Below are 22,211 nucleotides of genomic sequence, written 5' to 3' on the forward strand. Positions count from 1 at the left end.
TATATGGCAATAATCCATTACCCAGCCAACTATTCACCACATAAATCACTTTTATGAATGCAACTATTTGATTAAACAGATAAGAGGATGAGAGACTGAATCTCCACATTGATGCAGTAAGGACACGCATGTCAGTTTACATCGAGACGCACAGAAGCCAATTAAGACCCATCAAAGCCAGTGACTGGGAACTCTTTCAACGATTACTCTCCGAACAAGAGGTTATTGCGCTCTGTTTCGATCGTCCCAGCGAAACAGAAATAAGAGAAAAATTTGCTTCGCGATTATTACCATGGACCCCAAATTGCCAGCATTGGCTTTGCCTTGTAATACTCGATAAGCAATCTGAACAACCCATCGGCATCACTGGCTTTGCTATTGAAAACGGTAAGGCAGAGGTAGGTTACTTACTTTTGCCGGAATTTCATGGCCAACAGTTTGGAACAGAAACTCTTCAAGCGCTTTTATACTGGGCAACCTCGACACATAACATCAACCACTTTTCCGCGACGGTCACTGAAGGCAATATTGCGTCAGAGCGTGTCCTGATAAAATGTGGTTTCGAACTCATTGAGGTCATTCCAGACGCATACCAAATTGGTGGCAAACCCTACGCCGATAAAATCTACTCACTACATAAATAAGGACGTATTTTGAATAAAGTAGTCATCATTACCGGCGCAAGCCGAGGCATTGGAGCCGCAGCGGCAAAAAAGCTGGCCGAGCAAGGCTATCGCGTTTGCGTTAATTACCGCACTCAGCAAGAGGCCGCCGACCAAGTTGTGGCAGAAATACAAGCAAACGGTGGCAAAGCGATTGCCATCGCCGCAGACGTAGCCGATGAGAAGCAAGTGCTCTCCTTGTTTGATGAAACAGAACGTGAATTTGGTGCAGTGACGCACTTGGTCAACAACGTTGGCATCCTATTTACTCAATCGCCTTTGTCAGAAATCAGCTTGGAACGCTTTCAGAAAGTAATGAACACCAATGTGAATAGCTGTTTTCTCTGCTGTCGAGAAGCGGCGAGGCGATTCAGTGCAGGCGGTGCAATTGTGAATGTCTCCTCTGGAGCGTCGCGCTCAGGAGCGCCATTTGAGTATGTCGATTACGCCACATCAAAAGGCGCGATGGATACCTTAACTAAAGGGCTCTCGCTAGAGTTGGCAGAGCGCAATATTCGCGTCAATGGCGTTCGACCTGGTTTCATTTACACTGATATGCATGCCGACGGCGGAGAACCAAACCGAGTAGGTAGACTCAGCCCTCAAATTCCTCTTAAACGCGGTGGCACGGTAGAAGAAGTAGCAAATGCGATCGCTTGGCTATTAAGTGACGAAGCCTCTTATGTCACAGGATCATTTATCGATATTGCAGGGGGCAGATAGAATGCAAGTCCATATCCGACAAGCGATTCCCGATGATTTAGACGAAATTTTTCAGCTTAATTTTCAAATTAATTCACTGCATTTTGCGAATGCGCCAGAAGCCTTTGTTGCGCCTTCAGAAGCTGACCGCGAATTTCTTGCACAAGCACTAGAGAACAAAGAGCGACTCTTTTTGATTGCCGAACGCGAACAGCAAATTCTCGGCTTCTTAACCGCGATGATCACCCAAAACGACACCGTCAGTTTTCTGATCAAAGACCCAATTTGTCGCGTGGGAACAATTGTTGTCGATGAAGCGCAAAAGCAGCAAGGAATCGGCCGCCAACTGCTCCTAGCCTGTGAGCAATGGGCGCGCGACGCCAATGCCACACAAATTCGATTGGAAGTGATGGAATTCAATCAGCCAGCACAGCGCTTTTACGATAATCAAGGTTTTAAAACTAACTCACGCATTATGCTGAAACATTTGTAACGATAACGACAATTAAGCGCTTTTCACGACTAAACCCACCTAAATCGTATTTATCGATGCAATTTACCCCCTAATTTTAGAAAAAGACGATATGATGTGCGGATAAGGAGATTCGAACATGATTTATCTTTTCGATTGGGGGAACACCTTGATGGTAGATTTCCCTCACGCACAAGGAAAAATGTGCGATTGGGAACACGTAGAAGCAGTTCCTAAAGCCAGAGAAACACTGGCAATACTTTCCCAAAATCATCCCATCTACATTGCGACCAGTGCATCTGATTCCAACATGGAAGAGGTTCAGCGTGCATTTGTTCGCGTCGACTTAGACCAATACTTAAATGGCTATTTTTGTTTTGCCAACCTCGGCATCGCTAAAAACCAACCTGAGTTTTATCTCGCCATCGCAAAACAGTTAGGGGTTAACGTGAGTGGAATAACCATGGTTGGCGATTTACCTCACAAAGATATTTACCCTGCGATGAAAGCGGGCGTAAACACAATTTGGTTTAACCCAACGGGCGCTGATGCACCAGCCGAAGCCATTCCTAACCAAATTCGTTGTTTATCTGAGCTTATCCCCTAACCGTTACTAACCTGCACTAATCAAGGAAGATGAATGCAAATCAGATCCATCAAGGTGAGCGATATCGCGCGCTTCACCGCGCTGTGGAATCGAGTGTACTCCGAAGGGGAATTTTTGATTTCTCCAGCACCCGATAACGCAACGCTTCGCAGAATCCTGCAACGTGTGGAAAACGAGTCCATCCCTCAGTTTGTCGCGTTTGACCGCCAAAAACTTATCGGTAGTGTTGAAATCTACCCAGCTGAGATGTGCGGTTACGAAAGAGAGCAACGCCTTCGCGTCGGTATTCTTGGTATTCACATCGACAAAAACTACCGAGGCAAAGGATTGGGGCGAAAACTGTTGGCTGTCGCGATCGCACGTGGTTGGGAATTTGGTTACGACCAAATCGCACTCTACGTATACACAACCAACACACCAGCGATTGCTTTGTATGAACGGTTTGGATTTGAACATCAGGGGGAACTTGGGGAAGTGACCTTGCCAAATGGTAAAGTCTTGATGAGTCAAAAAATGATATTGTATAAAGCGCAAAGCCGTTCGAAAAGCCCAGATTTGTAGACTCACGATAACCGTTGTTCGCAACACTTATTCGGGGTTAACACCCTTGCGTCACATGCCCTCGAACAATTGAATCGTTAGAGGCTTGATTCACGTAGTAGAAATAGCATGCCTCTTCTGCCAGTGTGTAACCTTGCGGCCAAATGTACACCACGCGATCAACACCCGATTTATCTAAGAACTGATAATCAGGAATAGCGACAAAATGAGCACTGTTTGGGTGCTGCTGACCGATGATGCAAAAATCACTGCCTTTGCACGGCACGTCAATTTTCGAGTAACCTCTGGCTGGTAGATCGATTTCTAACAAAGCTCGAATACTATCGGCACTCGCTTCTGGCATGCCTTTGCGTGTTTTGACTTGTTGGTCAATGTAGTGAACGTGCTCTTGGCCGTAAGCGTTATCAATCACTGATTGAGCATGGAAGAACTTGAGAGCCGTACCCAAAGAAGACTGAGAACTGTGCAGCATCGCAGCGTATGCTTGGCGATGAATATCGAGTAGTACTGGTAAAGCAGCTAATGCGATGAAAGCCAAAGTGGTAAGCACTATGGTGATTTCCATCAGCGTAAATCCCTTTGATTTCACGTTTCTTATCTCAACTAGCCCAAGACAATAGCCCCACATCCATGTGAGACCGAGCCAATATATCGCCAATTTTTTACGATTAAAGGCCCAAAGGGTAAGAAGAGACAAACACCACGCAAACTTGAGAACAGCACCCAAAGAGCAGTGTAACAAAACGACGCTATGTGTCAGATATTAGACGATTTTTACTCTCTAGTTACTGAGTAAAGGCACATTATTTCGCACCAGACCACGACGAACATTCGTGCACATTTTGCCAAAACGACGAATCTCATCGAACTGCGGAACAATGCCGCGCTCCATGGCTGACTCCCAATAAGTGACTTCTGAATCGACCATTTCCAACAATTTCTTCGGACAGCCAATGCACTGCCCTTCTGGTCCACATACAAACGTTTCTGGTTCATAAATTGGTAGTTCCGCTTTTACTTGCTCGATGATGCTACGCATGGCGGTCATTCGATCTGGCTTTACCTTCATCATTCTGCTCCACGGATTAAGATGAAGCAGATTGTACCCACTGATACGCAAATGTCCCTACCCAATTTAGGTATATTCTGTTTGAATCGATTTCTTTATCGTCAGATCCGGCTTTTTAACCACCAAATACACCGCCGTAGCTGCCAGTACGAAACCAGAAATCCCCATCCAATCAAATGACTCTCCAAACGCGAGCCAAGCCTGAATCGCCGTCGTTGGCGGCACCAGGTAGAATACAGAAGCTACGCTCGATGCAGCACCGTTCTTAACCATGTACAGCAGCAGTAGAATAGCTACACAAGAGAGTACGACGACCAACCACAACACAGTCAAAATAAACTCCAGTTCCCACTGCACTTGCATGGTTTCAAACTGCATCGCAACGGGCAGAAACATGACGAGAGCGGCCAAATATTGCACCGTCGCACCACCCACCATATCCACTTGTTGGCAATGTTTTTTCTGATAAAGCGTCCCTAGCGTAATACCAACCAAAGCCAATAAACACAAACCAATAGCCAGCACTTTATGCTGCTCGGATTGCCACTCCATTTTGCCCATCAACACCATAGCGATACCGACAAAACCAAGAGCCAAACCCAGCCATTGCGAGGGCTTAAACTCCTCACGAACAAACGCCACCAGCAAAGCCGCGGTTAAAATCGGTTGAATGCCCACCAGCAACGAACTCAACCCCGCAGGCATACCCAAGGCGATAGCGAAATAAGTACCGCCCAGATAGAAACCGTGGATCAACGCACCAACCACACAGCTGTGCCAAAAATCTTTTCCTGTCGGCAACCTTCTACGCAATACCGCCACAAGAACCAAAAACAATAAGACATTGAATGCCATACGGATAGAAAGTAGTGTCGCTGGCTCGGCATATTGCAAACCAAAACGCGCACCAACGAATCCAGAAGCCCAAAGGATGACAAATACAAAAGGGATGGCTCGGATTAACATGATCGCCTCACTCACGCTTGTTTTATGTTTTGAGATACTGCTAATGTAATTAGGTACAGTGTTTTCAAAAAGTGACAGATGGAAGTGTTTTTATGGGTACAGATTTATTGGGAAGCGGTGAAGGGAATAAGTACCTCGTGGTGGAAAAACACCTCAAACAAGCCATCAATGGTGGCGTTTATCAGGCGGATGATCGACTGCCCTCCATTCGCTTGTTGAGCCAAGAATTAAACGTCAGTAAAAATACCGTGATTCGTGCGTATCAAGAGCTGGAAGCACAAAACTTGGTTTACTCGGTACCCAAATCGGGTTATCGAGTTAAAGTCGCCTTGCCGACCTCTCGCTCAATTCCGGATCCGACTCGCGTGGATTTGCTCTCGATCTGCAAAGAAATCCTTACTTATCCTGAATACCAAGAGCGTTTGCCTACCGGTTCTGCCCACCCAAACATTGACTCCCCCGCAATCAAAAGCTTGTACGCCGAGATCGGCCGCCACAGTCGCCAGCAAACACATGTACCGAGCCATTACCAATTACCACCCGGTGATCACCTCTTAATCAAACAACTAGCGAAAATCACGCAAGATTTGGGCACACCAGCCAAGTTGGATGAGATCATGGTGACGCACGGCGCTCAACAAGCAATAAGCCTAGCGCTGCGCGCAACGACACAAAAAGGCGATATCGTCGCGGTGGAGTCTCCTTGTTATTTTGGTAACTTATTGATGCTCGAATCACTCGGCCTCAAAGTGGTGGAAATCCCGAGTTGCCCACGAGACGGTATGTGCCCCGAAGCCTTAGCAAAAGCGATGTCGACATGGGACATAAAAGCGATCATCGTAACGCCAAACTTCACCAATCCTACTGGTGCCATGATGCCGTTAGAAAAGCGCCAGCAATTGCTATTGGCGTCCGGCAATGTTCCTATTATCGAAGACGATGTGTTTGGCGGGTTAAGCTATGACAAGCCGTTGCCAAGCTTGAGATTGCTCGATGACAAGCAACGCGTAATTTACGTAAATTCGTTATCCAAAACGCTCGATTCGCGTTTGAGAATTGGTTGGATGTTGGCGGGGCGATATCGAGATCAAATTGAGCAATATCTACTGTGTGAAAACATGGGCAGTTTGAACCTAATGCAATCCGCCGTGGCAACGTTTCTAACGTCAGGCAAGTATCGAACGCATACTGCGCGAATGGGTCGGGTTTATCAAAACAACATGCGCCGATTTATCCAGATGCTTCATCAATACTTAGATGAGCACGAATCTCTAAAAAATCGATACCAGATCAACGCCGTGCAAGGTTCGTTCTTGCTTTGGTTGCGACTGCCCGAAGACACGGACAGCTATGCGTTGTATCAAGCATGCAATAAGCACAGAATCAGCCTACTTCCCGGCACCGTATTTGGCACTCAAGGGCAATATCGGCATTGCGTACGCCTCAGCGTGGCAAACTTTGGTCATGAAACCGATTGGAGTCACGCGATGCAAACTCTGGCAAAATTGATAAAAAAACATGCCTGTTAACTCGCTCTTGCTAAATGAATTTATGCCGACATACGCAAACAGGTAACAACAAAAAACTCCACGCAAAGGTGGAGTTTTCTCGTATCGTCATCGCTTTCAGTGCGACTTAATTTGCCACATTCTCGCGACGTTTTCGGCTAAATTAGCAACGTTGACGTCGGCCTCTTTCATGGCCTCGGGTAAGCTCATCGCCCTTGGTACACAAGCAAACACCGCATCAATGCCGCACTCATAAACCGCCTGATAGTTGTCGCCCACACAGCCTGCTAATGCAATGACTGGTAAATTACACTGCTTGGCCACCTGAGCAACGCCCATCGGCGTTTTGCCATGTGCGGTTTGATGATCGATTCGACCCTCGCCTGTAAATACGATATCCGCATCCGCAACATGCTGAGCAAGTTTGACCGTATCAAGCACAATCTCAATTCCCGGTTGCAAACGTGCTGGCGTATACCCGAGCAAGGCCGCGCCCATACCACCAGCAGCACCCGCCCCTTCACGAGTCAGTACATGCTTACCCGTCGCTTGTTCCGTCAACTCGCCAAACTTGCGCAATGCGTTATCGAGCAGAGTGACGTCTGATACGCTCGCTCCCTTTTGCGGGCCAAAGATAGCCGACGCGCCTTTGTCACCACAGAGTGGGTTATCAACATCGCACGCTACCAACACTTCGCAAGTTGCTAAACGAGGGTCAAGGCCAGAAATATCGATGGACGCAAGCGCCGCTAACCCGCCTCCATTTGGGGTAATTGCATGACCAGATTCATCAAGAAACGCCACCCCCAACGCGGTCAACATGCCCACGCCACCATCATTGGTAGCGCTGCCGCCCAAACCAATGATTAAGCGTTGAATGCCTCTGTCTAGCGCGTGTTTGATCAGCTGTCCAGTACCAATGCTACTGGTCAGTTTTGGGTCGCGAGCATCACTCGGCACAAGGTGCAGACCACTGGCCTCCGCCATTTCAATAACCGCGGTTTCGCCGTTGCCGAGGATGCCATAAAACGCTTCAACATCATTCCCTAATGGCGCGGTCACCGTTGTGAAGACTTGTTCGCCTTGAGTTGCATCTATCAAAGATTGAACCGTGCCTTCGCCACCGTCTGCGACCGGAACCGTAACAAACTCGGCATCATGCCATACGCGAGCAAGACCCGTCTTGATCGCCTCACTCACTTGTTTGGCGGTTAAGCTTTCTTTAAATGAATCAGGTGCAATTACCACTTTCATACGTATTTCCAGAGACTTATAAGAGAACGAGGCTCAAAATGTACACCAATACCATTGCCGTGACACCTTGAACGAGCGTAGCCATGGTTTGCGCGCGGTACGCTAAGCCCACGGACATGCGGCTAAACTGCGAAACTACCCAGAAGAAACTGTCGTTTGCATGAGAAACCGTCATCGCACCTGCACCGATCGCCATCACCGTTAATACGCGCCCCATTTCTGAATCGAGCCCCAATTGCGTAAGCATAGGCGCAACCAAAGCCGATGTGGTCACCAATGCAACCGTTGATGATCCTTGCGCCGACTTTAGCGCAGCCGCAACGATAAATGGCATGAAAATACCCACGCCCAGCGCCGATAGCGTCGTACCTAAGTATTCACCTAGCGGCGTGGCTTTTAATACCGCGCCAAATGCACCACCCGCACCGGTAATCAAAAGAATAGGCGCAGCAGCCGTAATACCTTGGCTGATTCGCTCGCCAAATTCTTTAATCTTGTTGTCTGACTTGAGTAGGCGAACAGAAAGGAACAGGCCAATCACCAACGCCGTTAGTGGCTGTCCTAAGAAAGTCAGAACATCAAACACAAAACCTTCGCCCAGCGGTAGGCTTGGGAATTTCGCGATAGAGCCAAAACAGATCAATAAGATAGGAACAAAAATAGGAGCGAATGCTTGGCTCGCCGTTGGCAATTTGCCGTAAGACGCTTTGAGTGCTTGCCAGTCTTGCTGAATTTCTTCTGCGGCTTCAATGCCATCTGGTTCAACATGTTGGAATCGGTTCGCCCACAACATCCCCGCTAACGCCGCAACCGCTGCAACAAACACACCCACACCAATCACTAAACCAAGGTTAGATTCCAGGCCTAAGTTACCCGCAGCGGCAATCGGACCAGGAGTTGGCGGCACAAACGTGTGCGTTGCGTATAGGCCAGTTGCCAACGCCACACTCATCGCAACGCTTGAGGTTTTTAAACGCTTCGCGAGTGATTCTTTGAGCGAGTTCAGAATGACAAAGCCTGAATCACAAAATACTGGAACAGAAACGATGTAACCGATGATACTCATGGTCAATGTAGGGAAACGCTCACCCAACACTTTGATGACCGTATCGGCCATGGTGATCGCCGCACCACTTTTTTCCAAAATAACACCAATGATGGTACCTAAAACGATAACCAAACCAATGTAACCAAGGATGCCGCCAAAGCCAGAAGCAATGGTTTTGGCAATGCTATCTGCCGGTAAGCCGTAAGCAAATGCCGCAAGGAACGCCGCGATTATCAGCGCTAAAAAGGGATGTAATTTGAATTTGGTGGTCGTGAGCACAATAAATGCGATCACCCCGAGCAGGATTAATATAAGGTTCATGATAACTCCATTTATTCTTATTTTGCTGAGCGAGTCCGTGTTGGCTCACTCAACATGTAGGGACGCATGAATTATTAATCGTTTGCTTTAGAATTCCTTTAGGCGGAGTGACAAATGATGTGGTCAAAAAATGACGCGTATTGTGCAGATGCACAATATCACGACATTTTTGAGAGCCGAGTCGCAATATAAAGCTCCGCTAACCCCACAAAATTGGTAGTTGGTAGCCCTGTTATCTCGGTGATTTTCTCTAACCGATAGCGCAGAGTGTTCCGGTGAATAAACAGCATTTTAGAGCATTCTGTTACGTTGCCATTGCATTCAAACAGTGCATCTAGGGTTTTCAATAATTGCCCAGATTTGTCTTTCTCTTTCAACCGTTTCACACCATCAATAATTTGTTCACCTTGCCAAATATCCGCCAACGGCGCTAACAGCACAGGCAAACGAAGTTCATCGAACAGGTACTTACGTTTCTCTGGGTAGAACTGCTTGCCAATGGCTAATACCTGTTTCGCGCTTTGGTATGACAACGCGACATCTTTAGGTTCATTAAACAGCTGCCCTAGCGCAATGTGAAACGTATGTGAATCGTGATCGCTTAAACGCGACATCAACTTATCAATGCGTTCACTTTCAACTTGGCTATCCCACTGCTTGGCGGAATGACACGGTTTCAACACCACAATTTCATTCACCGAGACAATCGCAACCAGGTTGTTACGCTCTGGGTATTCAAGCAGCTCAACAATATTGCGCACACTCTTCATGCTTTTCGAGGCGGACGGCGTCGAGACTTCAATCACCGTTGCCACCCGTGGTTGAGTAACATCGATAGAAAGACGCATCGCCCAATCTTTCAGCTCTTCATCGGTCAATTTGCCATTGATCCAAGCCAGAATAAACTCTTCACGATGACGTCTGTCCCACTGAAATTTTTCCACCAGCGCAGCTTGCTCGATTGTTAGTTCAGCGGTCATTTTAACCAGTTTTGCAAAATCTCGGATTTTCTCCGGCTCTCCTGTGACGCCAACAATACCGACCACGTCGCCATGTAATTTCAACAACATATTGATACCGGGTTTGACACCCTGCAACGTCAAACATTGCTGCTCATTAAGCTCTAGCGAATCGCCATGATTCAGCGCCAGTACCGCGCCATCATGCACTTGCCCAACACGTTTAGGGTCGCCACTGCCAATGATGATGCCTGCCGAGTTCATCACATTCACATTGTGACCAATGATGGACATGGTTCGATCAACAATTTGTTGTGCTAAAGCGTGGTCGAGAATCACCATTTCGAGTTTCCAAATTGACCGTTTAATCACTCAATAAATCACAAATGGCAAACTATCGCGATGCTGCGGTTCTAAATAACGGAAGCAGCTCAAAGCATTATCCAATTACCCATATTTAAAAAGTGGATTAACCTTCATTTTTAGCAGCGGGTTATATACTTAGAACAAAGGTTACCAATGCATTCTTCACTGTGCATTGATGCCACTCGTCTACCTACAGAGGAGAGATCAACATGGAGTTACGGAATAAATCGGGGGAAGTTGCAAATATTGCTGATAACCTCACTTTGAAGGAAATCACAGAAATGGGCTACACCGTAGATTTATGCGATGAAGCATTTGCTCCTGGAGAGCATTGGAAAGCGGAAGGTAAAACGCAAGGTATGGGCGAGTATCCAGAGGAGTAAACGTCCTGACGAACCAGCGCAAAAAAGCGCTCCACAAACAGAAAAGCCGAGCGACTTAACGCTCGGTTTTTTACTTCTGAACTTCTTGAATAAACAAGCTCATCTCTTCAAGATAGTTGCCGTTTGAGCATCCCCAGTCGGTGACCTCAATCAACTCTGTAACTAACTGTCCAGACTCATCATCTTGCACTCTCTGCACAAACGCTTCAAAACGTTCCAGTTGCGCCTGACTCTTAACGCCATGCACGGCATATTCTACAAGCAAGCCGTTATAAGTCTGCCAGCGCTGGTCGCCAGCAACATCATTGCTTAAAATCACAGAACACTTTTGTTGAATGCTTTCAACCGCATCATTTCTTGGTGGCGCGACTGTAGAACATCCAACTAAAATCGTACCTACCGCCAATAACGTAACTTTTGTTTTATTTATCATATTGTTTCCAACTGTATCGCCACGATATGGAAATCTTATTACACCTGATAAGGATCATCGATAGCGCATCGCGGATTAATTACTTAATAAACTGTAAACTCCATACCAGTCTTAATACTGCAAGCTCAGAACTCCTATTAACTCACCCAAAGGTAAACAAATAGTAAAATCACCTTTACGCGATGCAAAATCGACAAATGAGATTAGCGTTCCTTTCTCGCGACCAAGCGTGCAATAATCAACTGTCTACATAACGAAACCATTTGAAGGATCAAAATGACCGCAACGGATTACCTCAACGACCTCAATCAACGTTACCTTGCGATTCACCGCACCAAAGAAGATTTCTTTTGGGAAACTTACATGGGGATCAGCGATGACCATGATGGCTCGACGCAAGCACAAACGGCATGGACAAGCTTTTTAAGCAACGCCGAGCAAATTACTGCCATCAAACAACAGCTTGAAGCCGCGGACTCAATTACCGACCCACAAGAGAAACAACAAACCATGACGGGTCTATCTGGTTGGCTGGCGATGTTTGAATCTCACGCTATCGAGGGCGAAAAAGCACAAGCGTTGAAAAATCAGCTCATTGCCTTTGAAGCTGAGCTGTTCGAGAAAAAACAGAACCACGTACAAACGTTTACCGATGAAAACGGCGAGCAAGTGGAAGGTTCACTGCCAGTATTGAGCTCAACCATTCGCACCAACAATCATGAAGAAGTTCGCCAATCGGCTCATCAAGCGTTGCTGAACCTTGAACAATGGCTACTGCAAAACGGCTTTATAGAACTGATCAAACTACGCAACCAGTTCGCTCGCTCACTGGGTTATGCGACCTTCTTTGATTACTCCGTGCAAAAAACGGAAAAGATGAGCTCTGAGCAGCTATTCGAGATTTTGGAAGATTTCGAACAACGCACGCGAGATGCGCACCTAAATAGCTTAGAAAACTTGGCGAAAGAGAAAGGCGCAAGCGCACTAACAGGCTACAACTTTGTTTACTCGTTCGCGGGTGACGTCATGCGTGACCTTGACCCATACGTGCCGTTCTCTAAATCTCTGAGACGCTGGGTAGAATCGTTTGGTCGTCTAAATATTGATTACTCTGGCGCGACGCTAACGCTGGATTTGTTAGACCGAAAAGGTAAGTACCCGAACGGGTTCTGCCATGGCCCTATCCCTTCTTTCTACAATCAAGGCGAATGGGTCGCAGCACAGGTGAACTTCACCAGCAATGCCAAACCAGACCAAGTGGGCAGCGGCTACGATGGCATAAACACGCTGTTCCACGAAGGTGGCCACGCAGCACACTTTGCGAACGTAAAAATGAACGCGCCTTGTTTTTCGCAGGAGTTTGCGCCGACGTCGATGGCTTATGCAGAAACTCAGTCGATGTTCTGTGACAGCCTGTTAACCGATGCCGATTGGCTAAAACAGTACGCACTGGATGATGAAGGGAATTCGGTTCCTGATGAGACAATTCAAGCGATGATCAACAGTCGTCAGCCATTCAAAGCTTATGAAGAACGTAGCATCTTGGTTGTGCCTTACTTTGAGCGCGCGTTATATCAACTGAGCGATGATGAGTTAACGCCAGAGCGTATCACTAAGCTGGCTCGCGATTGTGAGAAACAGATCCTTGGTTTGGAATGCAGCCCTCGCCCACTGATGGCGATTCCACATTTGCTATCCGATGAAGCGGCTTGCGCGTATCAAGGTTATCTACTCGCGCACATGGCGGTGTATCAGACCCGCGCATACTTCCTTGAGAAGTTTGGCTACCTGACGGATAACCCAGAAATTGGCCCACTGCTGGCAAAACACTACTGGCACGCAGGCAATCACTTGTCGCACAACGAAACCATTGTCAGCCTGACTGGTGAAGGCTTTAACGCCAAGTACCTTGCAGACGTGTGTAACCTATCCCCAGAACAGGCGTGGGAAGTGCAGCAGAAGAAAATCGACTCACTTGCGACGCGAAAGCGAGCACCAGTCGCTTCACTGAACGCGACGATTAAAGTCGTCGACGGCAGTAAAGAACTGGCAAGCAACGCCATCTCTGACGAACAAATGTGTGACGATTTTGAACGTTACATCGTAGAGACTTACGGTCGATAACACGCCAAGAGCCAGAAGCCACGCTTCTGGCTTTTTGCTATTAAGGCACAATAAAAGGAAGCGCCATGCATCAACAAATCATCAAGTTCTGGTTCGAGGAGCTAACGCCTCAAAACTGGTTTGAAAACAACCCAGAACTGGACAAACATATTGCGTCACGATTTGCCTCGGTACTCGAACAAGCCGCTCGTTGTGAACTGTTTAATTGGCGTGACAGCGCACAAGGACGATTGGCCGAAATCATCGTCCTCGACCAGTTTTCACGTAATGTGTATCGCAACACCCCAAAAGCGTTTGCGCAAGACCCGCTCGCATTAGCATTGGCTCAAGAAGCAATTCGGTTAGGACACGATCAAGAATTAGCGCCTGAGCAGCTAAGCTTTTTGTACATGCCGTTTATGCACAGCGAATCTCGCCTCATTCATGTCGAAGCTGAGAAATTGTTTCGCGCATCAGGGCTTGAAAATAACTACGATTTTGAGCTAAAACACAAAGCCATCATCGACCAGTTTGGGCGCTATCCTCATCGCAATGCGATACTGGGAAGAAAGAGCACTCCCGAAGAGTTAGCGTTTTTGCAACAACCTGGGTCAAGTTTCTAAATAACAATGAATAATGAGTTAACCATGAGAGACCACGCAGTATGCTGGCCATGCTTGCTAAAACTAGACGGCGACGATGAGCTGATCTACACGCATTCCCAGTCCGACTTAGACTCTGAATGCGAAGCCCTCATTTTTGGGCAAGATGATTACGTTATCGACTCAAATGGCAACACGTTTGAATTGAAAAACAATGGTTCGAACACCACTCTTTTACATCCAAAAGAACGAACGCTGTCCGTAGAAGAGGTTACGTCATTAATCCAATCGCATGAATTCAGCCTCGCGCAACGGTGCATTATCAAGATTCATTTCACCTCGGTGAGGCAAGCTGTTGAGGCCTTAGCTCACTAACTCAATCCCAACATGCATAACATTAAATAAAATTATCATTTTTATAATTTATGATAATTTCATGTAATCAACATCACACCATATACTCTCCCACATCGAAACAAGACAACGTTCAAACACACATGTTGGGAGCAAACAAATGAAAATGAATCATGTCGGTATTATGGTCGGAGATATGGACAAAGCGGTTGAGTTTTACACGCAAGCGCTAGGTCTAAAAGTCGTTATGGGCAACACGAAAGTAATTGAAGAACGCGAAACGGCAATTGGCAGAATGTGTATTGCGGTCTTTGGGGAAGGCTTTAAAGGCTTCAACATTGCGCACCTTGTGACAAGTGATGGCATTGGCCTTGAGTTATTCGAAATGAAAGAGCGTCAAGAGCGCCATGAAGTGGATTTTTCTCGCATCGGTATCTTCCATTTCTGTTTGCAGACAGACGATTTTGAAGGTGCTATCAAACGCACCGAAGCACTAGGTGGCAAAGTTCGCATGGACATCATGCGTTACCACCCAGAAGACGATAATAAGCCTGCGAAAATGGTTTACCTAGAAGACCCATTCGGCAACCTATTCGAGCTTTACTCACACACTTACGAAGAAACTTACGCTTCTGATTACGAGTAATAGCCCCATCCATATTCCAAAAGGCTAGCAATACGCTAGCCTTTTTTGTTTGCTTTGAGTTGCAGTGTTTCTGCACTCGCTCTAGAAAAAAACATCTGGAATTTGATCATTTCTCTCACCACTTTTAAGGTCACTTTATACTTACCTCAACACAATGCAAAAAGGAGTGAAGCATGCCCACCAAAAATCCAATCGCCATCAAAGCGCTTGATCATGTTGTTTTAAGGACCTGTAACCTCGATGCTATGTTGCATTTCTATCGAGACATTTTGGGCTGCCCTGTCGAACGCGAAGTAACGGAACTTGGTTTAACTCAACTTAGGGCAGGTAACGCATTAATTGATGTAGTGACGGTAGACAGCGAATTGGGCCAACTCGGCGGTAAGCCACCAGTTCAAAATGGTCGTAATATTGACCATTTTTGCCTGCAATTGGCGCCTTTTTCCGAGGATGAATTACTGGAATATCTGCGTGCGCGCGGCATTGAAACCGAAGAGTTTGCGAAACGCTACGGCGCACAAGGATTCGGTCGCTCACTCTATATTCATGATCCGGAAGGAAATGTCGTCGAGTTAAAACCTCAAGTGATTGATGAGTAAGCGAGTAAAAACCTTGTTATATTCTGAAAATAACAAGGTTAATTTCTAAAATAATTATTGAAGTAAGAACATATTATTAAGTCAAAATTATATCTGGCTCACCTATTTCTTTTTCTCGCCACCATTGTTTATTTATATGTTCTTGATGAACGTAAAAACTCTCCCCCGGCATTGGCGTCAGCAGCGTTATATGTTCTTTTTGACAATGGGTAAGCAAATCTAAAATCGGTTCGTCCCAGCGGTGAGTAAACAGTTCGTATGTAGCCCAATGTACTGGCAACAGTTTTTTCGCATTTAAATCGCGAAACGCTTGCACGGTATGATGAGCCTGCATGTGCCCCCAGTTTTCGACCGGATAACCTTGGCCTTTCACATCAGCAGCCACTTCCAAACAGGCAATGTCGATTGGTCCACATCGCAGTGCGATCTCGGAAAAGTGCGAATCGTAAGCTGAATCGCCACTAAAATAGAGCGTCTCTTCTTTACCTTTGATGACCCAAGAAGCCCACAAGGTCGAGTTTTTATCGAAATAAGTACGACCAGAATTATGGTTAGCGGGCGTACAAATCAGTTCGATTCCGGCATAGTGCACGCTATCCCACCAATCGAATTCCACGATGTTGTCTGCGCAAACGCCCCACTTTATCAGATGCTTGCCAACCCCTAAGGGTACATAAAACGTCACGGGTTTATCGGCGTAGAAACGTATGGTCGATGCTTCTAAATGGTCGTAATGATCGTGCGAAATCACGATAATTTCAGGAATCGGCAAACAATCTCTGGCATGGGTATTGGGAATATTGCGTTCAAACCACGCTTTTGCGATGAACGGAGAAGCGTAATCAAATACCGGATCAGTCAGAATTCGAATGCCATCGACCTCCACCAGCATGGTGGAATGGCCCAGCCAAGTAACGCGCATCGATTCACTTCGCTGCGCAAACTGCGTAGGTTGAATTGGGAAATGTGGCAGATGTTCGTTAGGACTCAATGGCGTTCTACCACCAAGATAGCTCCAACACACCTGCCAGAATGATTGCGGGCTAGGGACATTTGGCATCTCGTTTTTAACGCGGCCGTTTTCAAATTGAGGCGAGTGGTAAACACGGTGCGCCAACTGCGCATGGTAGGTTTGAGGCGGAATCAGTGAACTTGGCTTTTGTTCACTCGTTAGGTATGTGCGCTTAAGTATCGTCTCAGACATATCGTTATTTTGTCTCGCTTGTGAACGCTCAACAGTAGGTTTATTAAAACGTGCGTGTATGTCTATTTCGTGACCAAAATGAGGTGTAAGATGAAGATTCAGTTTCAATCAAACGTCTTCTATTTAAGGATACGGTTCTCAAACCTTCTGAATACTGCGTCGGTTTGAAAGGAGAAAACTATGGTGACTTGCAACCAATACGATTTTATTGAAATCGCCTGTATGTTTAAGCTCCCTATCGAGATCACGCTAAAAAATGGTGAAACTCATCAGGGCAACGCGTTCGACACAGGCTACGACATGCAGCGACAAGAGTGCTTGTTTTTAGATATGGATGGTGAGCACACCGCCTTCCCGACTGAACAATTAGTCGCAATGCGCGCGCTCAAAGCCAATCCGCATTTTGACGAAGTGACGTTTGAGTAAACGTCCGTCTTTCATTGACACCGTCCAATAAAAAACACCTCTCAAGCTGACACAACTTGAGAGGCGTTCTCTGACACAGTTCACCGGAACTTGTTGTTATTCACGCGATCGGATGAAAACCAGCATCGGCATCATGATCACGAACATTACTCCCACAAGCTGGAAGGTGTGCACAAACGCGACCATTTGCGATTGCTGCTGCAACATCTGTTGGTATTGGTCTAACGCAACCGGGTCGGTAATAGAAAGCCCCTGATTGGCCGCCCAGTCATGCAAGTTAGGATTATAAGGATTAATACCCTCTCCCAGCGCATGCCATTGCTGCTGACTATCACGATATTGGAACGTGGTGGCGATAGAGATACCAAACGAACTACCAATAGTACGGAACAGATTGTAAATACTTGCCGCCGCGACAGATTGCTCTTTCGGAATCGTTAAATACGCCAAGGTGGACAGCGTCGAGAAGGTTAAACCAAGCCCCATCCCCTGAATCATACTCGGCATCACAATCCAAAATGTATCGATCTGCAGTGAGTATTGCGTCATCAAATAACTACCAATCCCGATGCAGCTTAAGCCAAAGACTATTTTGATTCTGGGATCGAATTGCGGATTGAGCTTAATCACCAAAATCAACATCGCCGCTGACGCCAACCCACGCGGTGCCATTAATAAACCAGTGGTTGAGACCGGATAATCCAGCAAGCTTTCCAACAGCATTGGTTGTTGAGTCGTCAGACCAAACATCGCCATCGACACCACGGCAATCATCAATGACGAGACCATAAGGTTTCGGTCTTTCAGTAGCCACAATGGCGCTATTGGACTTTTGGTTTTCCAACTGCGATAGATCCACATCACCAATCCCATGACTGCGAGCAATATCGCGGTCTGAATCATACGTGAGTCGAGCCAGTCGTCTTCATTCCCTTTATCCAACACAAACTGCAACGCGCCCACACCTAACGCCATGTAACCGATGATCCACCAGTCAAAGTTAGGTTTGGATTTGTTGTCGATATGGATATAGCGATAAATCAAAGAGGTACAGATCAAACCGAATGGCAAGTTGATGTAAAAAATCCAGCGCCAGTTAATGTTGTCGGTGATCACACCACCTACAACTGGGCCCAAAATAGGACCAAGCAAAATGCCGATGGAGAAAATCGCCATCGCTTTGCCTTTTTGCTCATACGGATAGATCTGCACTAACGTCGACTGCGCCAATGGAATCACCGACGCGCCGAAAGCGCCTTGGATAATGCGAAATAGCACCATCTCTTCAAGAGACTGTGCTTGCCCACAAAGCGCACTGGCAATCACAAAACCGACCACGGCAACCAGCATGACTTTGCGTTCACCAAAGCGCGACACCCAGAAACTGGTCATCGGAATGAAGATCGCTTCCGCCATGCTGTAACCCGTCAGCACCCAAGTAATTTGGTCTGCCGTTGCGCCCAACGCGCCCATCATGTGCGATAGCGACACGTTCGCAACGGTCATATCGATTAACACCATGATGGCAGAAAGCATCACGGCGACGGTGGCAATCCCCCGTTTGTCTGCCGTAATTTGATGGCTCATTGCACGCTACTTTGCAAATCAATGGTGACTTCTGAGCTCGCACCCACGCGAAGTTGCGGCGCATCGGCCGGTACTTCTAATGCCAAACGTACAGGGAAACGCTGTTTGATTTTAACCCAGTTACCCGTTGCGTTTTCTGGTGGCATCAAAGAGAACGATGTACCACTCGCAGGCGACAGCTGTTCTACCGTTGCTTTCCACACCACGTCTGGGTACATATCAATCACCACATCCGCATGCATGCCAGGTTTGATATGCGTAAGATCGGTTTCTTTGAAATTCGCGCGTACCCAATAGCTGCCTTTTAAAATCACAGGGAACAGCGTTTGACCCACGCTAACGACCGAGCCTACGTGCGTATTGATTTCACCGGCAATGCCATCCACTGGTGACGTAATGTCGGTGTAGCTCAAGTTCAGCTCCGCTTGCGCTAACTGTGCTGCAGCTTGTTGAACGACCGCAGCCTCTGCGCCTTCTTCACCACGGTTCGCAATGGCTTTTTCTACCGTCGCGCGCGCTTGCTCTAGGCTCGCTTGGGCATTGGCGAGTTTGTTTTTCGCCGTATCTAAATCTTGGTCCGACGCCAGTTTGCGTTTCACTAGGGAATCCGTACGTTTGTACTCTACTTGCGCTTCTATCAGGTTAGAGCGCGCCGCATCTAAGCCCGCAACAGCTTCAGTTACCTGCTTATCGGCAACGTCATGTTGCTGGACCGCCAATTGGTATGCCGCTTTTGCTTGCTTCACTGCCAACAAATATGGGCGTGAATCTATCTTCAGCAGTAGGTCACCTTTGTTAACAGATTGGAAGTCTTTGACATCCACAGAAACCACTTGGCCTTTTACCTGAGGCGCTACCGACAAAATTTTTGCCCTAACGTAGGCATCTTCCGTGCTTGGGTGACTGTCTGAATACTGCCAAGACCAATACATCGCACCAAATGCGATAACACAGAGAGTAAAGAAAAGAGTTTTTACCAACTTAGATCTGGAGGAAGAATGCTTTGCGATGTCGTCGCTCATTTATATTGTCCACTTGTTCAATTATGTGATCAGTGTAGGACTTTTCGATCTTCCGACAATAAAATGATCTGCAAGGTAAAGATCCAATTTTGCATGTTGCTAAGTGGAGTAAATGATGTGCAATCAAAACGAGGATAAAAAAGAGGGGCAGTCCCCGTAACCACCCCCAAAGTCATGCCAATAATAGTAATGTGCGTGTAACTACTGGTTTTTCTTAGAACTTGTAACCGCCGCTGATCATAAATACCCAAGGGTTAATTTTGACGTCGGTTTTTTGCTTCACTCCACCTGCTTTATAAGTTGCTTCTGTCTCAATGTTTGCGTACCACGCAGCGGCGTTGAGGAACCATTGATCGTTGATCATGTAATCCACACCAATATTCGCTGCTAGACCGAATGAATCATCTAATTTCAAATCTGACAGGTCAGCGCCTTTACCCGTACTATTGAAATCTTCATCAAAGAATATGGTGTAGTTCAGACCTGCACCAACGTATGGACGGAACTTACTTTGAGACTCGCCAAAATAGTACTGCACCATTAGCGTTGGTGGTAAATGTTTGGTTTTCGCGATATCACTACCAACCAAATCTGTCGAAATGTCATGGCTGAATGGTGTTGCTGCTAGAAGCTCTAAACTGATGTTGTCTGTGAACATGTAGCCAAACGTCAAACCAAGCTGCGTATTTGAGTCAACTTCTAACTCTTCTTGAGAACCAAGAATCTTATCACTGCTGTCATTTGGAACGACAGACGCCGCACCAACACGAAGAACGAAGTCACCTTGTTTATGAGCGAAAACACTTGGTGACACGAGTGCAGCAACCACTGCTAGACTGCAGATTGTTTTTTTCATTTTTATTTCCTTTCGTAGGGCTTCGTTATGTCGTACCCAAAGGGGTGCCTGCTAACTGATCTGAGATTTCAAGTAAACTCAGCGCCTTGAAGCACACGGGTATCTATATCTTTTTGAGCTGTGCGCAATCTAGCACATATAAACCCTACTATTTTGATGGAAATCAATTTGTGAAAAATATAGGTTTTTTGTATGGAGAAACGCCATATTGATCAACAAATTATGCAAATAGGATACAATTCTGTAATGCAAACTGTGCGTGTGAGTTGCCATGCATACCCATAAATGCGAATCCTCTCGTTAAGGCTCGTAGCCAGCAAAAACTTTTTTCGTCCTCTACGTCTTCTATTTTCAAAAAACAACCCACTTAAAACGCTCGTTTGCCCCCTTAAAATCGCGATTTGAGGGGTTTGTAAAGCACTGAAATACAAGAAGTTATTTTTCTGGAAAATCAGTCACTTGGAGTGCTAGTCTGCTCGCAGCTAAGGAGAAGACATGTTAAAAACCGATCTCATTTTTGAACGAGAAAACTTTTCTCATCACGATTTTCAGAATGCTACCTTTAAAAACTGCCACTTTTATATGTGCTGTTTCGACCATGCCGATCTGCGCGATGCTAAGTTCATCGACTGTCGCTTTATCGAATCCAAAGCGCTAGAAGGGTGTAGTTTTCGCTTCGCGAACTTAAAAGACGCTAGCTTTACGAACTGCATGTTGGCGATGAGCCTGTTTAACGGCGCAAATTGTATGGGCTTGGAGCTACGTAAGTGCGATCTCAAAGGGGCAAACTTCCAAGGTGCGAACTTTGCTAATCGCGTCAGTAACACCATGTTTTTCTGTTCTGCTTTTATTACTGGCTGCAACCTCACCTACTGTAACTTCGAACGAGTGTTACTAGAAAAATGTGACCTCTTTGAAAACCGTTGGAACGGTGCGAACCTCGCAGGGGCAACTCTCAAAGGCTCGGATTTATCTCGCTGCGAATTCTCGCCAGAACAATGGGGAACCTTTAACGTTGAGCAATGTGATCTGACTCATGTCGAACTAGACGGGCTGGATGTTCGCCGCGTTTCTCTGTTTGGTGTTAAAATTTGTGATTGGCAACAAGAGCAATTGCTTGCGCCTTTTGGACTGATCATTCTCTAAGGAAAGGCCATGAACCTGTTTAAAGACTTACCGAATAACCTCGACGAGGAAGTGTTCGAAGACCTGCTGACCCACAAAAACCTGCGTATAGAACGCATTGTCTCAACGGGGCAAACCTCGCCCGAAAGTGGCTGGTACGATCAAGAAGAACATGAATGGGTCTTGGTTCTTAAAGGAGCTGGAGAGCTGACTTTTGAATCAGGTGTAGTGCAACGACTTGAGGCAGGCGATCACGTTACGATTCCAGCTCATACCAAACACAAAGTGAGCTGGACTGACCCAACGCAAGAAACCATCTGGTTGGCGGTGTTTTATCAATAAACACAAAACGATCTTAAACCCAAAAATAGGCGCT

At 46.5% G+C, this 22,211-nt stretch carries 26 protein-coding genes; 15 read left to right on the forward strand and 11 right to left on the reverse strand.

The annotated features are described in order from the left end of the window. Positions 1-128: 128 nt before the first annotated feature. The 5 genes from R7P67_RS00080 to R7P67_RS00100 all read left to right on the forward strand — a co-directional run bounded on the left by R7P67_RS00080 (position 129) and on the right by R7P67_RS00100 (position 3,004). Positions 129-644 carry a GNAT family N-acetyltransferase gene (locus R7P67_RS00080; protein ID WP_005374306.1) on the forward strand — a complete coding sequence of 172 codons (516 nt, stop codon included), beginning with the start codon at positions 129-131 and terminating at the stop codon, positions 642-644. A gap of 9 nt (positions 645-653) precedes the next feature. Next, on the forward strand, positions 654-1,385 hold the full coding sequence (locus R7P67_RS00085) for a glucose 1-dehydrogenase (RefSeq protein ID WP_262653078.1): 732 nt from the start codon (positions 654-656) through the stop codon (positions 1,383-1,385). Position 1,386: 1 nt separating this feature from the next. Then, positions 1,387-1,857 (forward strand): GNAT family N-acetyltransferase, encoded by a 471-nt coding sequence (locus R7P67_RS00090; RefSeq protein ID WP_025768770.1) that lies wholly within the window; start codon positions 1,387-1,389, stop codon positions 1,855-1,857. 118 nt (positions 1,858-1,975) lie between these two features. Beyond that, complete coding sequence (locus tag R7P67_RS00095; RefSeq protein WP_262653080.1) at positions 1,976-2,443, forward strand: HAD family hydrolase; 468 nt, start codon at positions 1,976-1,978, stop codon at positions 2,441-2,443. Positions 2,444-2,476: 33 nt separating this feature from the next. Continuing rightward, positions 2,477-3,004, forward strand: coding sequence for a GNAT family N-acetyltransferase (locus R7P67_RS00100; protein WP_064369517.1), 528 nt, complete (start codon positions 2,477-2,479; stop codon positions 3,002-3,004). A gap of 37 nt (positions 3,005-3,041) precedes the next feature. Here the strand turns inward: R7P67_RS00100 and R7P67_RS00105 are convergent, their stop codons facing one another. From R7P67_RS00105 to R7P67_RS00115, 3 genes are all read right to left on the reverse strand, one after another. Then, on the reverse strand, positions 3,042-3,632 hold the full coding sequence (locus R7P67_RS00105) for a type II secretion system protein (protein WP_262591170.1): 591 nt from the start codon (positions 3,630-3,632) through the stop codon (positions 3,042-3,044). Positions 3,633-3,785: 153 nt separating this feature from the next. Continuing rightward, on the reverse strand, positions 3,786-4,073 hold the full coding sequence (locus R7P67_RS00110) for a hypothetical protein (protein ID WP_005374318.1): 288 nt from the start codon (positions 4,071-4,073) through the stop codon (positions 3,786-3,788). Positions 4,074-4,139: 66 nt separating this feature from the next. Then, positions 4,140-5,039: a DMT family transporter gene (locus R7P67_RS00115; protein WP_017634359.1), complete on the reverse strand. Its 900-nt coding sequence runs from the start codon at positions 5,037-5,039 to the stop codon at positions 4,140-4,142. A 92-nt stretch (positions 5,040-5,131) separates the two neighbouring features. Between R7P67_RS00115 and R7P67_RS00120 the strand changes: the two genes are divergently transcribed. Beyond that, positions 5,132-6,568, forward strand: coding sequence for a PLP-dependent aminotransferase family protein (locus R7P67_RS00120; protein ID WP_258457225.1), 1,437 nt, complete (start codon positions 5,132-5,134; stop codon positions 6,566-6,568). A gap of 96 nt (positions 6,569-6,664) precedes the next feature. Here R7P67_RS00120 and R7P67_RS00125 read toward each other — a convergent pair whose 3' ends face one another. The 3 genes from R7P67_RS00125 to R7P67_RS00135 form a co-directional block, all read right to left on the reverse strand. After that, positions 6,665-7,801, reverse strand: a complete 1,137-nt coding sequence (locus R7P67_RS00125; protein WP_262653083.1) for a glycerate kinase — start codon at positions 7,799-7,801, stop codon at positions 6,665-6,667. Positions 7,802-7,817: 16 nt separating this feature from the next. Beyond that, the gene (locus R7P67_RS00130; RefSeq protein ID WP_258495487.1) at positions 7,818-9,170 is read right to left on the reverse strand and encodes a GntP family permease; all 1,353 of its coding nucleotides are present in this window, start codon (positions 9,168-9,170) and stop codon (positions 7,818-7,820) included. Positions 9,171-9,328: 158 nt separating this feature from the next. Further along, positions 9,329-10,471, reverse strand: coding sequence for a sugar diacid recognition domain-containing protein (locus R7P67_RS00135; protein ID WP_005374330.1), 1,143 nt, complete (start codon positions 10,469-10,471; stop codon positions 9,329-9,331). A gap of 233 nt (positions 10,472-10,704) precedes the next feature. Here R7P67_RS00135 and R7P67_RS00140 point away from each other — a divergent pair, with 233 nt between their 5' ends. Further along, the gene (locus R7P67_RS00140; protein WP_005374332.1) at positions 10,705-10,878 is read left to right on the forward strand and encodes a hypothetical protein; all 174 of its coding nucleotides are present in this window, start codon (positions 10,705-10,707) and stop codon (positions 10,876-10,878) included. A gap of 70 nt (positions 10,879-10,948) precedes the next feature. On the opposite strand, the gene R7P67_RS00145 is transcribed toward R7P67_RS00140, so the two are convergent. Continuing rightward, positions 10,949-11,311, reverse strand: a complete 363-nt coding sequence (locus R7P67_RS00145) for a hypothetical protein (protein ID WP_017634365.1) — start codon at positions 11,309-11,311, stop codon at positions 10,949-10,951. Positions 11,312-11,587: 276 nt separating this feature from the next. Here R7P67_RS00145 and R7P67_RS00150 point away from each other — a divergent pair, with 276 nt between their 5' ends. The 5 genes from R7P67_RS00150 to R7P67_RS00170 all read left to right on the forward strand — a co-directional run bounded on the left by R7P67_RS00150 (position 11,588) and on the right by R7P67_RS00170 (position 15,615). Next, complete coding sequence (locus R7P67_RS00150) at positions 11,588-13,435, forward strand: M3 family metallopeptidase (RefSeq protein ID WP_262653087.1); 1,848 nt, start codon at positions 11,588-11,590, stop codon at positions 13,433-13,435. Positions 13,436-13,500: 65 nt separating this feature from the next. Further along, positions 13,501-14,037, forward strand: a complete 537-nt coding sequence (locus R7P67_RS00155; RefSeq protein WP_140313474.1) for a DUF924 family protein — start codon at positions 13,501-13,503, stop codon at positions 14,035-14,037. A gap of 24 nt (positions 14,038-14,061) precedes the next feature. Then, a complete protein-coding gene (locus R7P67_RS00160; protein ID WP_033907198.1) occupies positions 14,062-14,391 on the forward strand; it encodes a DUF4144 domain-containing protein in 330 nt (109 codons plus the stop codon). 139 nt (positions 14,392-14,530) lie between these two features. Continuing rightward, positions 14,531-15,016 (forward strand): VOC family protein, encoded by a 486-nt coding sequence (locus R7P67_RS00165; RefSeq protein WP_005374344.1) that lies wholly within the window; start codon positions 14,531-14,533, stop codon positions 15,014-15,016. A gap of 173 nt (positions 15,017-15,189) precedes the next feature. Further along, positions 15,190-15,615: a VOC family protein gene (locus R7P67_RS00170; RefSeq protein ID WP_017634369.1), complete on the forward strand. Its 426-nt coding sequence runs from the start codon at positions 15,190-15,192 to the stop codon at positions 15,613-15,615. Positions 15,616-15,691: 76 nt separating this feature from the next. Here R7P67_RS00170 and R7P67_RS00175 read toward each other — a convergent pair whose 3' ends face one another. Next, positions 15,692-16,819: an MBL fold metallo-hydrolase gene (locus R7P67_RS00175; protein WP_137282900.1), complete on the reverse strand. Its 1,128-nt coding sequence runs from the start codon at positions 16,817-16,819 to the stop codon at positions 15,692-15,694. Positions 16,820-16,999: 180 nt separating this feature from the next. Between R7P67_RS00175 and R7P67_RS00180 the strand changes: the two genes are divergently transcribed. Then, complete coding sequence (locus R7P67_RS00180) at positions 17,000-17,245, forward strand: Rho-binding antiterminator (RefSeq protein ID WP_025553211.1); 246 nt, start codon at positions 17,000-17,002, stop codon at positions 17,243-17,245. 96 nt (positions 17,246-17,341) lie between these two features. Here R7P67_RS00180 and R7P67_RS00185 read toward each other — a convergent pair whose 3' ends face one another. The 3 genes from R7P67_RS00185 to ompW form a co-directional block, all read right to left on the reverse strand. Then, positions 17,342-18,832 (reverse strand): MDR family MFS transporter, encoded by a 1,491-nt coding sequence (locus R7P67_RS00185; protein ID WP_033907201.1) that lies wholly within the window; start codon positions 18,830-18,832, stop codon positions 17,342-17,344. Then, complete coding sequence (locus R7P67_RS00190; protein ID WP_054578558.1) at positions 18,829-19,854, reverse strand: HlyD family secretion protein; 1,026 nt, start codon at positions 19,852-19,854, stop codon at positions 18,829-18,831. Before R7P67_RS00190 ends, R7P67_RS00185 begins: the two co-directional genes overlap by 4 nt. A 214-nt stretch (positions 19,855-20,068) precedes the next feature. Next, complete coding sequence (gene ompW, locus R7P67_RS00195; RefSeq protein ID WP_017634373.1) at positions 20,069-20,710, reverse strand: outer membrane protein OmpW; 642 nt, start codon at positions 20,708-20,710, stop codon at positions 20,069-20,071. Positions 20,711-21,205: 495 nt separating this feature from the next. On the opposite strand from ompW, the gene R7P67_RS00200 reads away from it, so the two are divergent. Together R7P67_RS00200 and R7P67_RS00205 are read left to right on the forward strand one after the other, a co-directional pair. After that, the gene (locus R7P67_RS00200) at positions 21,206-21,856 is read left to right on the forward strand and encodes a Qnr family pentapeptide repeat protein (RefSeq protein ID WP_005374358.1); all 651 of its coding nucleotides are present in this window, start codon (positions 21,206-21,208) and stop codon (positions 21,854-21,856) included. 9 nt (positions 21,857-21,865) lie between these two features. Continuing rightward, complete coding sequence (locus R7P67_RS00205) at positions 21,866-22,177, forward strand: cupin domain-containing protein (RefSeq protein ID WP_005383281.1); 312 nt, start codon at positions 21,866-21,868, stop codon at positions 22,175-22,177. The last annotated feature ends 34 nt before the right edge of the window (positions 22,178-22,211 follow it).

The sequence above is a fragment of the Vibrio sp. Vb0937 genome (genome assembly GCF_033338855.1).

Coding starts and splice junctions, on each gene's coding strand:
- R7P67_RS00095 (WP_262653080.1), top strand. CDS start 1,976: ATGATTTATCTTTTCGATTGGGGGAACACCTTGATGGTAGATTTCCCT.
- R7P67_RS00100 (WP_064369517.1), top strand. CDS start 2,477: ATGCAAATCAGATCCATCAAGGTGAGCGATATCGCGCGCTTCACCGCG.
- R7P67_RS00175 (WP_137282900.1), bottom strand. CDS start 16,819: ATGTCTGAGACGATACTTAAGCGCACATACCTAACGAGTGAACAAAAG.
- R7P67_RS00145 (WP_017634365.1), bottom strand. CDS start 11,311: ATGATAAATAAAACAAAAGTTACGTTATTGGCGGTAGGTACGATTTTA.
- R7P67_RS00130 (WP_258495487.1), bottom strand. CDS start 9,170: ATGAACCTTATATTAATCCTGCTCGGGGTGATCGCATTTATTGTGCTC.
- R7P67_RS00105 (WP_262591170.1), bottom strand. CDS start 3,632: ATGTGGGGCTATTGTCTTGGGCTAGTTGAGATAAGAAACGTGAAATCA.
- R7P67_RS00110 (WP_005374318.1), bottom strand. CDS start 4,073: ATGAAGGTAAAGCCAGATCGAATGACCGCCATGCGTAGCATCATCGAG.
- R7P67_RS00120 (WP_258457225.1), top strand. CDS start 5,132: ATGGGTACAGATTTATTGGGAAGCGGTGAAGGGAATAAGTACCTCGTG.
- R7P67_RS00180 (WP_025553211.1), top strand. CDS start 17,000: ATGGTGACTTGCAACCAATACGATTTTATTGAAATCGCCTGTATGTTT.
- R7P67_RS00185 (WP_033907201.1), bottom strand. CDS start 18,832: ATGAGCCATCAAATTACGGCAGACAAACGGGGGATTGCCACCGTCGCC.
- ompW (WP_017634373.1), bottom strand. CDS start 20,710: ATGAAAAAAACAATCTGCAGTCTAGCAGTGGTTGCTGCACTCGTGTCA.
- R7P67_RS00205 (WP_005383281.1), top strand. CDS start 21,866: ATGAACCTGTTTAAAGACTTACCGAATAACCTCGACGAGGAAGTGTTC.
- R7P67_RS00150 (WP_262653087.1), top strand. CDS start 11,588: ATGACCGCAACGGATTACCTCAACGACCTCAATCAACGTTACCTTGCG.
- R7P67_RS00190 (WP_054578558.1), bottom strand. CDS start 19,854: ATGAGCGACGACATCGCAAAGCATTCTTCCTCCAGATCTAAGTTGGTA.
- R7P67_RS00170 (WP_017634369.1), top strand. CDS start 15,190: ATGCCCACCAAAAATCCAATCGCCATCAAAGCGCTTGATCATGTTGTT.
- R7P67_RS00155 (WP_140313474.1), top strand. CDS start 13,501: ATGCATCAACAAATCATCAAGTTCTGGTTCGAGGAGCTAACGCCTCAA.
- R7P67_RS00200 (WP_005374358.1), top strand. CDS start 21,206: ATGTTAAAAACCGATCTCATTTTTGAACGAGAAAACTTTTCTCATCAC.
- R7P67_RS00090 (WP_025768770.1), top strand. CDS start 1,387: ATGCAAGTCCATATCCGACAAGCGATTCCCGATGATTTAGACGAAATT.
- R7P67_RS00080 (WP_005374306.1), top strand. CDS start 129: ATGTCAGTTTACATCGAGACGCACAGAAGCCAATTAAGACCCATCAAA.
- R7P67_RS00160 (WP_033907198.1), top strand. CDS start 14,062: ATGAGAGACCACGCAGTATGCTGGCCATGCTTGCTAAAACTAGACGGC.
- R7P67_RS00140 (WP_005374332.1), top strand. CDS start 10,705: ATGGAGTTACGGAATAAATCGGGGGAAGTTGCAAATATTGCTGATAAC.
- R7P67_RS00125 (WP_262653083.1), bottom strand. CDS start 7,801: ATGAAAGTGGTAATTGCACCTGATTCATTTAAAGAAAGCTTAACCGCC.
- R7P67_RS00165 (WP_005374344.1), top strand. CDS start 14,531: ATGAAAATGAATCATGTCGGTATTATGGTCGGAGATATGGACAAAGCG.
- R7P67_RS00115 (WP_017634359.1), bottom strand. CDS start 5,039: ATGTTAATCCGAGCCATCCCTTTTGTATTTGTCATCCTTTGGGCTTCT.
- R7P67_RS00135 (WP_005374330.1), bottom strand. CDS start 10,471: ATGGTGATTCTCGACCACGCTTTAGCACAACAAATTGTTGATCGAACC.